The sequence below is a fragment of the Pseudomonas hygromyciniae genome, assembly GCF_016925675.1.
GTDB lineage: Bacteria > Pseudomonadota > Gammaproteobacteria > Pseudomonadales > Pseudomonadaceae > Aquipseudomonas > Aquipseudomonas hygromyciniae.
Window position 1 is genome coordinate 4,021,795 of the sequence record NZ_CP070506.1, and the last position, 15,082, is coordinate 4,036,876.

Here is a 15,082-nt window from a genome sequence, read left to right on the forward strand (position 1 = left end):
ATAGTATTTCGTAATTGAGAAAAATAGTATGTCTCGACATGGAGGATGTAAATGAAAAAGCACGATAATTCACAGAGTCAAAACATAACTCATTGTTTTATAGAGACTAATTAAGTAACGGCGATAAAAATCAACACAAGCGTTAATTCCGCACAGCGAAATCATATTTTGTTTTGTTGATTTTAGAAAAAAAGGATGATTACCATGCACCGTCGCAACCCGGACCCCAGTCCATCCCAGACACCTGCAGGCCCCCATGGTTTTGAACACCTGAGGCTGGATCCAATGAGCAACGAAGAGGAGGAAGACAAGGACCGGCAGTTCATCACCGCGCTGGCCCGAGGCCTGGAACTGCTGCGCTGCTTTACCCCCAGCGAAAGCGTGTTGGGCAACCAGGAACTGGCGCGCAAGACCGGCCTGCCGAAACCGACGGTGACGCGCATGACCCACACCCTGACCCGCCTGGGCTACCTCAAGCACCTGCCGCAGTCTGGCCGATACCAGTTGAATGTGGGGGTGATGGCATTTGGTTACGCGATGCTTTCCAACCTGTCGGTGCGGGCCGCCGCCCACCCGCTGATGGAGACCATGGCCAAGTACGCCCAGGCTGCCGTCGCGATGGCCTCCCGGGACCGCCTGGATATGGTCTACCTGGACGTGGTCCAGGGTGAAGCGAACATGACCATGCGCCGCCAGATCGGCACGCGCCTGCCGCTGCACTTGAGTTCGGCGGGCCGCGCCTGCCTGGCGGCGATGCCGGAGAGTGAGCGGGAGTTCATGCTCGACCATATCCGCCAGCGCCATCTGGAGGATTGGCCGACGATTCGCAAAGGGCTGGAACGCGCATTCAGGGATTACACCGACTTCGGCTATTGCATATCGATCGGTGAGTGGCACCGCGATGTCAACGCCATCGCCGTGCCCATGCTGCACACACAACATGGGCTGTTGACGTTCAACTGTGGCGGGCCGAGTTTTCACCTTTCCCGGGAAAAACTCGAAGACCACATCGGGCCGCGTCTCAAGCACATGGTCAATAACATCGAGGCCGCCGCCCGCTAGACAGATCGGTGCACGGCCCCGGCAGATCCAATACAACCGGCCCGCCGAACGGGCCGCCGAGGAATGCACATGATCCGAGACCCGCAAACGCTTCATATCCTGCTGGACTCCATTCGCCAGTTCGTCAACCAAGCGCTGATCCCACGGGAAAACGAAGTCGCCGAGACCGACGAGATCCCGGCGGACATCGTCCAGCAATTCCAGGATATGGGCCTGTTCGGCCTGACCCTGCCCGAAGCCTACGGTGGCCTGGGCGTGACCATGGAAGAAGAAGTGCATATCGCCTTCGAGCTGGGCCGCACCTCGCCAGCATTCCGCTCCTACTTCGGCACCAACAACGGCATCGGCTCCATTGGCATCCTGCTGGACGGTACCGAGGCGCAGAAACAACACTACTTGCCCAAGCTTGCCAGCGGTGAGTTGCTCAGTTCGTTCTGCCTGACCGAACCGGATTCCGGCTCAGATGCCGCCTCGCTGAAAACCAGCGCCGTGCGCGATGGCGAGCATTACGTGATCAATGGCACCAAGCGCTTTATCACCAACGCGCCCCACGCCGGGATTTTCACGGTGATGGCCCGTACCAATCCGCACATCAAGGGCTCCGGTGGCATCAGCGCCTTTATCATCGAACGCAATACACCCGGCGTGTCCCTGGGCAAGCGCGACCATAAGATGGGCCAGCAAGGCGCCCATACCAGCGACGTGATATTCGACAATGTGCGGGTGCCCGCCGAGCAACTGATCGGCGGTGTCGAAGGCGTAGGTTTCAAGACGGCGATGAAGGTACTCGACAAGGGCCGCCTGCACATCGCCGCCGTCAGCGTCGGCGCCGCCGAACGCATGCTCGACGATGCCCTGCGCTACGCCATCGAGCGCAAGCAATTCGGCCAGCCGATTGCCGAGTTCCAGTTGATCCAGGCCATGCTCGCCGACAGCAAGGCCGAAATCTATGCGGCCCGCTGCATGGTGCTGGACGCCGCGCGCAAGCGTGACGACGGCCTGGACATCGGCACCGAAGCCTCTTGCGCGAAAATGTTCGCCACGGAAATGTGCGGCCGGGTAGCTGACCGTTGCGTGCAGATCCACGGCGGCGCGGGGTATGTGAGTGAGTATGCGATCGAACGGTTCTACCGCGATGTGCGGCTGTTTCGGTTGTATGAAGGCACCACGCAAATCCAGCAGTTGGTGATTGCACGCAACATGATTCGCGAGGCCCGGCACTAAAACCCTGTTTGGAAACCGGGCTTGTGTGGGAGCGGGCTTGCTCGCGAAAGCGCTGGGTCAGTTAATAAATAGTTGACTGACACTGCGCTTTCGCGAGCAAACCGCTCCCACAGTAGATCTTCTTTGTTCATGCAATCTGCAACACCCATAACCAGTGCCCTACAACTACAACAAGGTATCGCTATGGAAGTCGCCACATCGACGGGTGCGTTGTCGCCCGCAAAAAACAACCTGTGGATCATTGTGTTCATCTTCTGCTTCCTCGGTCTTCTGATTGATGGCGCAGACTTGATGCTCCTGTCCTACAGCCTCAGCAGCCTGAAAGCCGAGTTCGGCCTGACCAGTGTCGAGGCCGGCAGCCTGGGCAGTTTCACCCTGGCCGGGATGGCGGTCGGCGGGATTTACGGAGGCTGGGCCTGCGACCGCTTTGGTCGGGTCAAGACCGTGGTGTGGAGCATCCTGCTGTTCTCGGTAGGCACTGCGATTCTCGGCCTGACCCACAGCTACTGGCAGTTTGCGGTCACCCGCTTCTTCGCCTCCCTCGGGCTGGGCGCGCTGTATGTCGCCTGCAACACCCTGATGGCCGAATACGTACCGACCCGCTACCGCACCACCGTGCTCGGCACCCTGCAGGCCGGCTGGTCGGTGGGCTATATCGTCGCCACCTTGTTGGCCGGCTGGATCCTGCCGGACCACGGCTGGCGCTGGCTGTTCTACGTGGCGATCATCCCGGTGATCCTCGCCGTGCTGATGCAGCGCCTGGTGCCGGAACCCCAGGCCTGGCTCAACGCCCAGGCCGCACGCGCACGGGAAAAAGCCGAAGGCATCCAACGCGTCTCGGCGAAAAAGCCCGATGGCATGTTCAAGCTGATCTTCAGCGACCCCAAGGCCAGCCGCATGTTCCTGCTCTGGGCGCTGACCGCAGGCTTCCTGCAGTTCGGCTACTACGGGGTCAACAACTGGATGCCGTCCTACCTGGAAGGCGAGTTGGGGATGAATTTCAAGTCGATGACCAGTTACATGGTCGGCACCTACGCCGCGATGATCTTCGGCAAAATCCTCGCCGGCCTCGCGGCTGATCGCCTGGGTCGGCGCGTGGTGTTTGCCTTCGGCGCCTTGGGCACGGCGGTGTTCCTGCCGGTGATCGTGCTGTATCAGAGCCCGGACAATATCCTCTGGCTGCTGATTGCCTTTGGCTTCCTGTACGGCATTCCTTACGGCGTGAATGCGACCTACATGACCGAGAGTTTCGAGGCGAAATTTCGCGGATCAGCCGTGGGCGGTGCCTACAACATTGGGCGGATTGGCGCGGCGATCGCACCGGCGGCCATTGGCTTCCTGGCGTCCCATGGCTCGATTGGCGTGGGCTTTTTGGTGATGGGCGCGGCGTACTTTATCTGCGGGGTGATCCCGGCGCTGTTTATCCGCGACAAGCAATTTGATCCGCAAAAACAATAACCCTCCGTAGGAGCCGGCAAGCCGGCTCCTGCAAAGGGCGCTAGCGTAGATCCCGCTAAAAAACCTAGCCGTTTTGCCAGTTACTTAAACGTTTCGTTCAAACTATCGTGTACCCGACCAATTTTTGATGGCAGGGCCGGAAATGGAATTCATCGAACAGATCCGCCAGGGCTATGCAGCCTTTCGCGGTTACCAGACCTGGTATCGCGTGACAGGCAACCTCGACAGCGGCAAGGCCCCACTGGTCATCCTCCATGGCGGTCCCGGCGGTACCCATGACTATCTGGACGCTTTCAAGGACGTGGCTGCCAGTGGCCATGCGGTGATTCACTACGATCAACTGGGCAATGGCCACTCCACCCACCTGCCCCACCAGCCCGCAGATTTCTGGACAGTTGAGCTGTTTCTCGACGAACTGGACAACCTGCTCGGCCACCTGCACATCAGCGAGCATTACGCGATCCTTGGACATGCCTGGGGCGGCAGACTTGGCAGTGAGCACGCGATTCGCCAACCCAAGGGCCTGCGCGCGTTTATCGCCGCCAACCTGGCTGCCGGCTTCGATGACCAGCCTCTATGCCGAATCAACCCGTGGCCCGAAGAAGTGGCGCGCACCTTCGCCCATATGACAGCCGACCCTACGGTGTACAACGCCTTGCACGGCCCGATCAGCATTGGCCGGTTAACGCAGATCCGAGTACCGACCCTGATGATTTGCGGGCGGCATGACCAAGCCACGCCGCTGGAATTCAAGGCGTTCCTCGATGAAATCGCCGATGTGCGCGAGGCGTTGTTCGAGGACTCCAGCCATATGCCCCATGTCGAAGAACGCCAGGCTTGCATGGGCACGGTGGTGCAGTTTTTGGATGAGGCCTGTCGCCCCCCGATTTTGAAACCACACACATCAAATGTGGGAGCGGCGGTGCGACGATTCGACTTGCTCGCGAAAGCGGTGGATCAGTCGGTACATCCGGCGACTGAAAAACCGCTTTCGCGAGCAAGTCGAATCGTCGCACCGCCGCTCCCACATTTAGTGCGTGGTATTTTCGCTACACCTCGCTGGTTTCAGCCCTACCCGGCACCGCTGCTTTCTCCTGCGGCTGCGCCACCACCGGTATCTCCTTACCCTCGGCGTCAAACAATTTGCCTTTGCTGAAGTAGTCCCCGTCCCGCAGTGCCGCCACATCCTGGAAGCACAGGCTGCGCTCGGTGCCAGCGACGAACACCGACTGCTGGTCCGAGTTGCCGGCGGTGAAGTGGTTGAATGCCAGGTTCAGCAGGATCGCCATGATTGCCGAGGAACTGATCCCCGAGTGGAAGATGGTGGCGAACCAGCTAGGGAATTGATCGTAGAAGCTCGGCGCGGCGATGGGGATCATGCCAAAGCCGATGGAGGTAGCGACGATGATCAGGTTCATGTTGTTGCGGTAATCGACCTTGGACAGCGTGCGGATCCCGCTGGCCGCCACGGTGCCGAACAACACGATCCCGGCACCGCCCAGCACCGAGGTCGGTACTGCCGCAATCACCCGGCCCATAAAGGGCAGCAGGCCAAGGATCACCAAGAACAGGCCGCCGGTGGCCACCACGTAGCGACTCTTGACCCCGGTCACCGCCACCAGGCCCACGTTCTGGGCGAAGGCACTTTGGGTGAACGAACCGAAGATCGGCGCGAACATACTCGACAGCATGTCCGCACGCAGACCGTTGCCCAGGCGCTTGGAGTCAACCTTGGTGTCGATGATCTCGCCCACCGCCAGGATATCCGCCGAAGTTTCCACCAGGGTCACCATGACCACGATGCACATGGAAAGGATCGCGGCCACATGAAAGGTCGGCATGCCGAAGTGGAACGGCGTGGGGAAGCCGATCATTGGGCCTTGGGTCACGGTGGAGAAGTCCGCCATGCCCAGAAATACCGCGAACAACGTACCAAACACCATCGCCAGCAGGATCGACAGGCGCGAGATGGTGGCGCTGCCCACCTTGCTCAACAACAGCACCAGCACCAGGGTGATGGCCGCCAGGCCAATGTTCGGCATGCTGCCAAAATCGGCGGCGCGGCTGTTACCGCCCATGGCCCAACGGGCGGCGACCGGCATCAGCGTAAGGCCGATGGTGGTAATCACGATCCCAGTCACCAGGGGCGGAAAGAACTTGGTAATTCGCGAGAATATCGGGGTGATCAGCAACCCGATCAGCGACGCGGCCATCACCGCGCCAAGGATCGCCGGCACACCGCCCGCACCGTCGCTGCCGACAATCGCCACCATGGTTGCCACACCGGCAAACGACACCCCTTGGACCAAGGGCAACTGGCAGCCAAAAAACGGTAGGCCCAGGGTTTGCAGCAACGTGGCCAGGCCACCGGCAAACAGTGACGCGGCGATCAACAGGCCAATATCGGCGGGGGACAACCCGGCCGCCTGACCGACGATCAACGGCACGGCAACGATACCGCCGTACATGGTCAGTACATGCTGCAGGCCGTAAGCCATGTTGGCAGCGACGCCAAGATTCTCGTCTTCTGGCCGTTGCGGTGACGCCTTCGGGATAGTCATGGTGAGGGGATCTCTGTTTTTGTTGTGCGCTCACTGTATGCAATAGAAAGATTGGATGTCCATAGAGTTGTATACAATCATTTGCACAAGATACCTGGCATCGACGTTACAAAAATCCATTCAGCCGCCCTGCCCCAAGGCTCGAAGCCGTGCCCACAAGGATCAGAAAAAAATGCTCAACCGCACGCTGCGTATCCACTCTGCGGCCATTGGCTACTTCGATATGGTCCGCCGCTGCCATTCGATCCGTGAAGCCGCGCGCCGACTGAACGTCGCCTCGTCGGCGGTGAACCGGCAGATTCTCAAACTCGAAGACGAAGTGGGCGCGACCCTGTTCGAGCGCCTGCCCGGCGGGCTGCGCTTGACCGCTGCCGGAGAAATCCTGACCCGGCATGTGACCCTGGTGTTGCAGGATGTGGAACGGGTACGCGGCGAACTGGAAGGCCTGAACCAGGTACAGACCGGGCATGTGGAAATCGCCACGGTGGAAGGCGCGACGGTGGAGTTGCTGCCCGCCGTACTCAAGCGCATGCGCCAGCGTTACCCGGCGGTGACCATCGGTGTAACGGTGCAGGGCTCACAATCGATTCCGGCAGCGGTGATCAACGGCCAGGCAGACCTGGGGTTGGCCTTTGCCCTGCCGCGCAGTGCGGAAACCACGCAATTGTGTGTCGGCCATTTCCGCCTCGGTGCGTTGGTGGCACCAGGGCATCCACTGGCCTCCCATGCCAGCGTCAGCTACACCCTGTGCGCTGAACATGGGGTGATCCAAGCCAACAGCGAGCTGTCGATCCACCACTTGATCGCCCCGCTGCACCGGCGCTCGTCAACTGCGCACAAGCCGTTGCTGCAAAGCAACTCCATGGAACTGGCGCGGCAGTTGGCGCGCCAGCAGTTGGGGGTGGCGTTCCAGACACGGATCGGGATCGAGGCCGACTTGGCCAGGGGTGAGCTGCTGCATATCCCCTTGAACGATCAGGGCGGAATGTTCAGCGACCTGGGGCTGTATGCGCGCAAGGGTCGGGATTTGCCTACGGCAGTCGAGTCGATGGCCCATCTGATCAGCGAGGAAATCGCTTTGCGCGAACGCGAAGAATCCGCCTGTACGCCGCGTATTTCCTGACCTGCAGGCCAGCTTATGCGCTGCCGATTCGGCAGCAGGCCAGTCGACATTCTGTTCTTTGAGCATCACGGCGGTTGTGTCGATACTGCGCCCGGCGGCCCTGCACGGCTGCCATGAGCCAAACGCAAGGAACTAAAACAATGAAAAAGGCACTGCACGGCGCAACCGTTTTACTCACACTCCTCGGCGGCGGGGAGGCTGTCGCGGTGGAATGGATGAACAACAGCGTAGGATTTCGCTACGGGCAACAGTTCACCAACCCAAACAACCCCAACGACTTCAGCAAACGCATCTACAGCTTCACCCATGCCAGCGGCTACCAGTACGGCAGCAACTTTCTCCATCTCGACGTATTCCTTTCCGACAGCCGCGACCCGCGCAAGGGCACCGACCACGGTGGCAGCGAAGTGTATGCGGTCTACCGGCACCAACTGTATGCATCACGGGTATTCGACAGGCCAGTGGGCACCGGGCTGATCAAGGATTACGCGCTGACCCTGGGCTTCGATGCCAACCGCAACAACAACCTGGCGTCGGCCAAAAAACGCGCCGTGGTGCTCGGGCCGACCCTGAAGTTCAATACCGTCGGGGTGCTGGACCTGAGCCTGATGTACTACAAGGAAAACAACCATTCTGGCATCCCCGGTGCGAAGGATCCGAACCACACCTTCGACGACACCTACATGCTTAACCTGACCTGGATGCGCCCGTTCGAAATTGGCAACCATGGCGCGAAGTTCCAGGGGTTCATCAACCATGTCGGTGACAAGGGCCATGACTACAACAGTCGCGACACCGCCGCCGAAACCCTGATGCGCACCGCGCTGATGGTTGCCGTACGGCCAGGTAAAAGCGTCAAGCCCAACCTGTACCTGGGGGTGGGCTACGAATACTGGCATAACAAATTCGGTGTGGATGGCGGCCGAGGTAGCCGTACCTCGACGCCAACCGTGAACATGGAAGTGACGTTTTAAGCGGCCGCCAACTGCGACTCATCCGACTTGGGCCGCGCCAGCCAGTAACCCAACACCGCCAGCGGCGCGGTCGCCAGCATCACGATGGCGGTGATCTGCAAGGGCTCTTCGATCAGCGACGACACCAGCAGGCTGGCGACGAAGCACAAACCCAATTGCAGAGTGTTTTGCAGCGCGGCAGCCTTGCCGGAGTTTTCCGAAAAAGGCATCAGCGCATTCGCCACCACAATCGGGTAGCTGGCGCCGTTGACCAGGGCCATCAGGCAGAACGGAATCAGCAAGGTGGTCAGTGTCGGCACCGTCAATGTCGCCACCAGGTACAACGCCACCATGCTGATGCAGTACGCCACCAGCAACCAGGGCAACAGGAGTTTGCCCTGGAACCGTTGCAAGGCACTGCGGCAACTGTAGCCCCCTACCAGAAACGCCAGGGTCGGCAAGACGTAGCTCAGGCCGATGTCATTGGGGCTGTAGCCCATGCCACCGAGAATAAACGGCGATGCGGTCAGCCAGGCGAAGAAACTGGCGGAGCACGCGGCAAAGATCATCACATTGCCGGTGAACACCCGCGACTTGAACAGTTGGCCGTAGCCCAACCGAGCCTTTTCGCCGTCGGCGGCCTGGCGTTTGGGCATGGACTTGAGTAACAGCGTGGGTACCAGCAATAACAGCGAGACGCCCAGCAACACGGCGAAAATCGCCTGCCAGCCCCAGTGATTCAACACCACCGCGCCCAACAGCGGCGCCAGCGCCGGTGACAGGGACATCAGCGGCATGATGCTGGCGAAGACCCGGTGCGCCTTGTCGGCCGGGTAACGGTCAATCACTAGCGCCTGCCAACTGACGGCAGCGCTGCACACCCCAATCGACTGCACAAAGCGCAAGGCCAGCAGTTGCGGCGCGGTCTCGACCCAGAACATCCCCAGGCAGCCGAGCACAAACAGGCTCAGGCCGGCCAGCAGGATTGGCTTGCGTCCCAGGCGGTCAGATAGCGGCCCCCAAAGCAATTGCCCCACGGCAAAACCGGCGAGGAAAATGCTCAGACTGGCGCCCACCGCACCGGGGGAAATTTGCAGGTGTTCGCCCATGGCGCCGAACGCCGGCAAGTACATATCCATGGCCAGGTAGCCGAGCATGCTCAGCCCCGCCAGGTACCAGGTAAAACCAAAAGAATTTTTCATTGAAGCCTTGTAGGTACTGCCATCAAACAATTTGCTGACTGGCGCCTATTATGAAGCTGACAGTTGCGCTGTGAAGCGATAATAATTGAACACTCTTATCAATATTTTTGAAGGCAACTCCCATGTGGTCCGAATACTCCCTGGATGTGGTGGATGCGGTAGCCCGCCATGGCAGCTTCAGCGCCGCCGCCCAGGAACTGCACCGCGTACCCTCGGCCATCAGCTACACCGTACGGCAAATCGAGGAATGGCTGGCGGTGCCGTTGTTTGTCCGCCGCCACCGTGATGTGGAACTGACACCTGCCGGCCGCCTGTTCATCGACGAAGCCCGTGGCGTGATGAAAACCATGCTCAGCACCCGCCGCCTGTGCCAGCAGGTGGCCAATGGCTGGAGCGGCCAGTTGAAAGTGGCGGTGGACTCCATCGTCAAACAACAGCGCTGCCGGCAGTTGGTCCTGGATTTCTATCGCCAGTTCCCCGACGTTGAACTGCTGCTGGAGTACGAGGTTTACAACGGCGTGTGGGACGCCCTGGCAGACGAACGCACCGATATCGTGATCGGCGCCACCAGCGCGGTACCGGTGGCCAGCCACTTCACCTTTCGCGACATGGGGCTGTTGAACTGGTTATGCGTGGTCAGCGCCCGGCATCCGCTGGCACAGGTCGAGGGCTTGCTCAGTGACGATCAACTGCGACCCTTTGCGTCGCTGTGCATGACCGACACCTCGCGCAACCTGCCCAAGCGCGACACCTGGACCCTGGACAACCAACGGCGCCTGGTGGTCCCCAACTGGGCATCAGCCATGGATTGTCTACAGGATGGGCTCTGCGTCGGCATGGTTCCGGCGCATCTGGTGCAACCGTTGATCGACAGTGGCGAGTTGGCGGCGCTGCAACTGTCACGGCCGTTCCCGGCCAGCCCGTCCTGCGTGGCCTGGGCGCAGAACAAACTGTCCCCGGCCATGACCTGGCTGCTGGACTACCTGGGGGATAGCGAGACGATGAACCAGGAGTGGCTGAACGGGCCAGGGTCACAGTAACCGTGCGATGGCCCGCACAATCATCTCCACCTCCTTGTTATCCAGGGTCAGGGGCGGCAGCAGGCGAATCACCTTGCCCCGTGTGACATTGAGCAACAACCCCTGCTCCCGTGCGGCCCGCTCGGCCAGGTCACGCTGCGGCGTGGCCAGTTCAATGCCGATCATCAAGCCGCGCCCACGGATCGCCAGCACTTGCGGATGCTCGCTCAATTCCGCCCGAAGCCGCGCCAGCAGCCGCTCGCCTTGACGCGCGGCGTTCTCCAGCAGGCCTTGTTCCTCAATGATATCCAGCACCGTACAGCCCACGCGACACGCCAGCGGGTTACCGCCAAAGGTGCTGCCATGGCTGCCGGGGGTGAAGAGCTTGGCCACCGCGGCGCGTGCCAGGCAGGCACCGATCGGGATACCGTTGCCCAGGCCCTTGGCCAGGGTCATGACGTCCGGGACGATTCCCTCCTGCTGGAAGGCAAACCAGGTGCCGGTACGCCCGATGCCGGTCTGGATCTCATCGAGCATCAATAGCCAACCGTGCTGGCTGCAATGGGCGCGCAAGGCTTTCAGGTAGCCCGGCGCAGCCAGTTGCACACCACTTTCACCCTGGATCGGCTCCAGCAATACGGCAACTATCCTGGGGCCGAACTCACGGGTCACCGCGTCCAATGCCGCCAGATCACCAAAGCCCACCTTGATGAAGTCCCCCGGCAGGCGCTGGAACCCCAGGCGCACCGATGGCCCATCGCTGGCGGCCATGGTGCCCAGGGTGCGGCCGTGAAAGGCGTTCTCCATGACCACCACCAGCGGCTGCTCGATGCCTTTTTTCCAGCCATGCAGGCGCGCCAGTTTCAACGCGGTTTCATTGGCTTCGGCGCCGGAATTGTTGAAGAACGCCTGATCCAGGCCAGACAACTGGGCTAACCGTTGGGCCAAGCGCTGCTGCCAGTCGATGCTGTACAAATTGGAGGTATGCAACAGCAACCCGGCTTGCTCGCTGATTGCCATCACCAGCCGCGGGTGGGAGTGACCGACATTGGTCACAGCGACTCCGGCCACGGCGTCCAGGTACTCACGGCCCTGCTGGTCCCACAGGCGCGTGCCCAAACCACGGGTAAAACTCAGGGCCAGGGGTTGATAGGTGGTCATCAGGCAAGCGGCGGTCATGGCATCGGGCTCCATAGGGGTCAGGGCCTTAGTATCGTTAGCCACTCAAGCTGGATAAACTGCGCACATCTGCAATGACTTTGAATCAAGGGTTGATAATGGATTTGTTCCAGGCAATGACCGTCTACGTCAAAGTGGTAGAGGCCGGCAGCATGACTGCAGCGGCCCAGGCTTGCGGCCTGTCGACCACCATGGTCGGCAACCACCTGCGCGCCCTGGAGCAACGCCTGGGCGTCAGCCTGCTTAAACGCACCACCCGTAAGCAAAGCCTGACCGAGTTCGGCGGCCTCTATTACCAGCGCTGCCTGGAGGTGCTGGGGTTGGTGGCCAACTCCGAGCAGTTGGCTGAGCAAATCCACAGCGAGGCGCCACAAGGGTTGCTGCGCATCACCGCCCCGCCCGCGTTCGGTGCCGAGCGCCTGGCACCGGCGCTCAGCGAGTTTTCCCGACGCTATCCAAAGATCCAGCTGTACGTGGTGTTGAGCAATCAAGCCATGGACCTGATCGACAGCGGCTTCGACGTGGCGATCCGCCTGGGTGAGCTGCAGCCTTCCAGCCTGATCGCCCGGCCGTTGCAGGACTACACCATGACGCTATGCGCGTCGCCGGAGTACCTGGCGCGCCGGGGTACGCCCCAGCAGCCCATGGATTTGCAGGCCCATGACTGCCTGGCATTCGCCTACCCATCGACCGATGACTGGCGCAACGCCGACAAACTCTGGCGCCTGCGGGGAGCCGAGGGTGAAGTCGAGGTCGCAGTGTCCGGGCCCATGACCATCAACAGCTCCCAGGCGCTGCACCGTGCCGCTGTCGAAGGCATGGGCATCGTGATGCTGCCCGACGCCCTGGTCGGCGCCGACCTGCTGGCGGGCCGGCTGGTGGCGCTGCTGCCAAGCTATCAGTCACCTTCGCGCTCGATGCACCTTTTATATGCGCAGGACCGTTATCGCCTGCCCAAGCTGCGGGCCTTTGTCGACTTCGCGATCGAACAATGGGCGCGCTAGACGCCCAGCCCCAAAGCCTGCAACTGGCGCCGGGTCTGCTCGGGTGATACGTGGTGAATACCCCGCCAGCCCAGAGCAATGGCGGCATTGGCGTTTTCGGCGACATCATCGATAAACACCAGTTCTTCGGCCTGGATATCCGGCAGATGGGCACGCACCTGCTCGAGGCTGGCGCGGTAGATCGCGGGATCAGGCTTGATCAGTTTCACCTCGCCGGACACCACGATGTTGCGAAAGTATTTCAGGAATGGGTAGTTGGCGCGGGCATAGGGGAAGGTTTCTGCGGACCAGTTGGTCAAGCCGAACAACGGGACTTTGGCTTCATGCAGGTCTTCAAGAATCGCCACGCCATCGGCGAGCGGGCCGCGCAGCATTTCATGCCAGCGGTCGTAGTAGGCCCGGATCAAGGCCTCATGTTGCGGGTGTTCGGCGATCAGGCTGTGGGTAGCCTCAGCCAGGGTGCGCCCAGCGTCCTGTTCAGTGTTCCAGGCCTGGGTACAGATGTTATCGAGAAACCATTGGCGTTCCTCGTCACCGGTAATCAGTTTGCGGTACAGATGCTGCGGGCTCCAATCAAACAGGACACCGCCGAAATCAAAAACTACTGCACGAATCGTCATGAAGATCCTCCGTTAGCCTAGTGTGATAACGGACGCAGTCTGGCACATCGAGGTCAAGAAGGGGCAAGCAAGGAAAGGTAGGACGGTTCCCAAATGTGAGCTTTTGTAGGAGCCGGCTTGTCGGCGAAAAACCCGAGAACGCCACGGGGCGCCAGGCACCCCGCGTAATCGTTGACGATTTTCGCCGGCAAGCCGGCTCCTACAAAGGGTTAAGCCTGGACCAGACCTTCGATCTTCACGGTCGGATTGACGTCAGCCTCGTAGTCCACGCCATCAATCTCAAAACCGAACAGACGCAGGAACTCAGCCTTGTAGCCGGCAAAATCGCTGATCTCGTTGACGTTGTCGTCGGTCACCTGATTCCACAGCGCCGCGACGGCGTCCTGGACCTTTGGCTCCAACTCAGCCAGGTCGGCACGCAGGCGGCCATCGGCGTCAAGCTTCGGCTGGCTGCCGTACAGGCTGTCCTTGAACAGACCGTAGACCTGCTCGATGCAGCCTTCGTGGGTGCCCTGCTCTTTCATCACCTTGAACAGCAGCGACAGGTACAGCGGCATGATCGGGATCGCCGAGCTGGCCTGGGTAACCACGGCCTTGAGCACCGAGACACGGGCATCGCCCTTGAGTGCGGCGAGGTTGTCGCGCAGGGTCAGGACTTTCTTGTCGAGGTCTTTCTTGGCCTCGCCGATGGAGCCGTTCCAGTAGATATCCTGGGTCAGCTTTTCGCCCAGGTAGGTGAACGCAGTGGTCTTGGCGCCTTCGGCCAGCACGTCGGCGTCACGCAGGGCGTCGATCCACAGCTGCCAGTCTTCGCCGCCCATCACTTTGACGGTGCCGTCGATTTCTTCCTGGGTCGCCGGCTCCAGCGTAGTGTCGACCACAACGCCCTTGTCGGTGTTGATCCCGCGCAGGGTCACAGCCTTGCCAATCGGCTTGAGGGTAGAGTTATGCACCACGCCTTGCGGGTCGGTGCGACGTGGCGCGGCCAGGCTGTAAACCACCAGGTCGATCTTGCCCAGGTCTTTCTTGATGGTTTCGATGGTCAGGCGCTTGATCTCGTCAGAGAACGCATCGCCATTGATGCTCTTGGCGTACAGGCCTTTTTCGGCAGCAAACTTGTGGAAAGCGGCGCTGTTGTACCAGCCGGCAGAACTGAGCTTGCCTTCTTCGCCTTCTTTTTCAAAAAACACGCCAAGGGTATCGGCGCCACAACCAAAAGCGGCACTGATACGTGCTGCCAGGCCGTAGCCGGTGGACGCACCGAGCACCAGGACTTTCTTCGGGCCGCCTTCGATGGCACCGTGCTCGGTCACGTAGTCGATCTGCTCTTTGACGTTCGCTTCGCAGCCAACAGGGTGGGCGGTCACACAGATAAAGCCACGAACCCGCGGTTTGATGATCATAAAATTTCTGCCTCTTCCAAGGTGCCGATGGCCAATGGTGGCCATTACGGCGTCAATCGTACTGGTCTATGACGTCCGAAAAACCGAAGCGTCACGATAGTCGCAATTCTTCTGTTCTCAAAATCCAATCCACAGCGGGGAAAGGCACTATATTTTTCCAATAAGGACGCGAACTCAGCAAATTGTGCGGCATGATGAGGCTGTACGGAGTTTGCGTCCTGCCTGTAGGGCAGGGAAAATGCCCGTCCTGTGCGACCGTATTCGGCGCTCGTCA

12 protein-coding genes and 1 pseudogene are annotated in these 15,082 nt (G+C 60.4%); 8 read left to right on the plus strand and 5 right to left on the minus strand.

All coding sequences use genetic code 11. The features are described from left to right. Positions 1-285: 285 nt before the first annotated feature. The 4 genes and pseudogenes from JTY93_RS17865 to JTY93_RS17880 all read left to right on the plus strand — a co-directional run. The gene (locus JTY93_RS17865; protein WP_375373162.1) at positions 286-1,062 is read left to right on the plus strand and encodes an IclR family transcriptional regulator; all 777 of its coding nucleotides are present in this window, start codon (positions 286-288) and stop codon (positions 1,060-1,062) included. Between the two features lie 69 nt (positions 1,063-1,131). After that, positions 1,132-2,286, plus strand: coding sequence for an acyl-CoA dehydrogenase family protein (locus JTY93_RS17870; RefSeq protein ID WP_205478235.1), 1,155 nt, complete (start codon positions 1,132-1,134; stop codon positions 2,284-2,286). Between the two features lie 183 nt (positions 2,287-2,469). Then, positions 2,470-3,744 carry an MFS transporter gene (locus tag JTY93_RS17875; RefSeq protein WP_205480933.1) on the plus strand — a complete coding sequence of 425 codons (1,275 nt, stop codon included), beginning with the start codon at positions 2,470-2,472 and terminating at the stop codon, positions 3,742-3,744. Between the two features lie 142 nt (positions 3,745-3,886). After that, positions 3,887-4,630, plus strand: a pseudogene (locus JTY93_RS17880) (alpha/beta fold hydrolase); the annotation flags it as partial. 163 nt (positions 4,631-4,793) lie between these two features. On the opposite strand, the gene JTY93_RS17885 reads toward JTY93_RS17880, so the two are convergent. Beyond that, positions 4,794-6,305, minus strand: coding sequence for a nucleobase:cation symporter-2 family protein (locus JTY93_RS17885; RefSeq protein WP_205478668.1), 1,512 nt, complete (start codon positions 6,303-6,305; stop codon positions 4,794-4,796). Positions 6,306-6,477: 172 nt separating this feature from the next. Here JTY93_RS17885 and JTY93_RS17890 point away from each other — a divergent pair, with 172 nt between their 5' ends. Both JTY93_RS17890 and JTY93_RS17895 read left to right on the plus strand, forming a co-directional pair. Beyond that, a complete protein-coding gene (locus JTY93_RS17890; RefSeq protein ID WP_205478669.1) occupies positions 6,478-7,428 on the plus strand; it encodes a LysR family transcriptional regulator in 951 nt (316 codons plus the stop codon). Between the two features lie 140 nt (positions 7,429-7,568). Beyond that, positions 7,569-8,402: a nucleoside-binding protein gene (locus JTY93_RS17895; protein ID WP_205478670.1), complete on the plus strand. Its 834-nt coding sequence runs from the start codon at positions 7,569-7,571 to the stop codon at positions 8,400-8,402. Here JTY93_RS17895 and punC read toward each other — a convergent pair. After that, positions 8,399-9,583 (minus strand): purine nucleoside transporter PunC, encoded by a 1,185-nt coding sequence (punC, locus tag JTY93_RS17900; protein WP_205478671.1) that lies wholly within the window; start codon positions 9,581-9,583, stop codon positions 8,399-8,401. The genes JTY93_RS17895 and punC overlap by 4 nt on opposite strands. A gap of 122 nt (positions 9,584-9,705) precedes the next feature. Between punC and punR the strand changes: the two genes are divergently transcribed. Then, a complete protein-coding gene (gene punR, locus JTY93_RS17905; RefSeq protein ID WP_205478672.1) occupies positions 9,706-10,623 on the plus strand; it encodes a DNA-binding transcriptional activator PunR in 918 nt (305 codons plus the stop codon). Here punR and JTY93_RS17910 read toward each other — a convergent pair. Next, a complete protein-coding gene (locus JTY93_RS17910; RefSeq protein ID WP_205478677.1) occupies positions 10,615-11,781 on the minus strand; it encodes an aspartate aminotransferase family protein in 1,167 nt (388 codons plus the stop codon). The two genes, punR and JTY93_RS17910, sit on opposite strands and share 9 nt — an antisense overlap. 98 nt (positions 11,782-11,879) lie before the next feature. Here JTY93_RS17910 and JTY93_RS17915 point away from each other — a divergent pair, with 98 nt between their 5' ends. Beyond that, on the plus strand, positions 11,880-12,785 hold the full coding sequence (locus tag JTY93_RS17915; protein ID WP_205478679.1) for a LysR family transcriptional regulator: 906 nt from the start codon (positions 11,880-11,882) through the stop codon (positions 12,783-12,785). On the opposite strand, the gene JTY93_RS17920 is transcribed toward JTY93_RS17915, so the two are convergent. Continuing rightward, positions 12,782-13,405 carry an HAD family hydrolase gene (locus tag JTY93_RS17920; RefSeq protein WP_205478680.1) on the minus strand — a complete coding sequence of 208 codons (624 nt, stop codon included), beginning with the start codon at positions 13,403-13,405 and terminating at the stop codon, positions 12,782-12,784. The two genes, JTY93_RS17915 and JTY93_RS17920, sit on opposite strands and share 4 nt — an antisense overlap. Before the next feature lie 209 nt (positions 13,406-13,614). Beyond that, the gene (fabV, locus tag JTY93_RS17925) at positions 13,615-14,808 is read right to left on the minus strand and encodes an enoyl-ACP reductase FabV (protein ID WP_169992436.1); all 1,194 of its coding nucleotides are present in this window, start codon (positions 14,806-14,808) and stop codon (positions 13,615-13,617) included. Positions 14,809-15,082 lie beyond the last annotated feature (274 nt).

Bases quoted from the DNA above. Each gene is read 5' to 3' on its own strand.
- JTY93_RS17865 (WP_375373162.1), top strand. From the start codon at position 286: ATGAGCAACGAAGAGGAGGAAGACAAGGACCGGCAGTTCATCACCGCG.
- JTY93_RS17870 (WP_205478235.1), top strand. From the start codon at position 1,132: ATGATCCGAGACCCGCAAACGCTTCATATCCTGCTGGACTCCATTCGC.
- JTY93_RS17875 (WP_205480933.1), top strand. From the start codon at position 2,470: ATGGAAGTCGCCACATCGACGGGTGCGTTGTCGCCCGCAAAAAACAAC.
- JTY93_RS17885 (WP_205478668.1), bottom strand. From the start codon at position 6,305: ATGACTATCCCGAAGGCGTCACCGCAACGGCCAGAAGACGAGAATCTT.
- JTY93_RS17890 (WP_205478669.1), top strand. From the start codon at position 6,478: ATGCTCAACCGCACGCTGCGTATCCACTCTGCGGCCATTGGCTACTTC.
- JTY93_RS17895 (WP_205478670.1), top strand. From the start codon at position 7,569: ATGAAAAAGGCACTGCACGGCGCAACCGTTTTACTCACACTCCTCGGC.
- punC (WP_205478671.1), bottom strand. From the start codon at position 9,583: ATGAAAAATTCTTTTGGTTTTACCTGGTACCTGGCGGGGCTGAGCATG.
- punR (WP_205478672.1), top strand. From the start codon at position 9,706: ATGTGGTCCGAATACTCCCTGGATGTGGTGGATGCGGTAGCCCGCCAT.
- JTY93_RS17910 (WP_205478677.1), bottom strand. From the start codon at position 11,781: ATGACCGCCGCTTGCCTGATGACCACCTATCAACCCCTGGCCCTGAGT.
- JTY93_RS17915 (WP_205478679.1), top strand. From the start codon at position 11,880: ATGGATTTGTTCCAGGCAATGACCGTCTACGTCAAAGTGGTAGAGGCC.
- JTY93_RS17920 (WP_205478680.1), bottom strand. From the start codon at position 13,405: ATGACGATTCGTGCAGTAGTTTTTGATTTCGGCGGTGTCCTGTTTGAT.
- fabV (WP_169992436.1), bottom strand. From the start codon at position 14,808: ATGATCATCAAACCGCGGGTTCGTGGCTTTATCTGTGTGACCGCCCAC.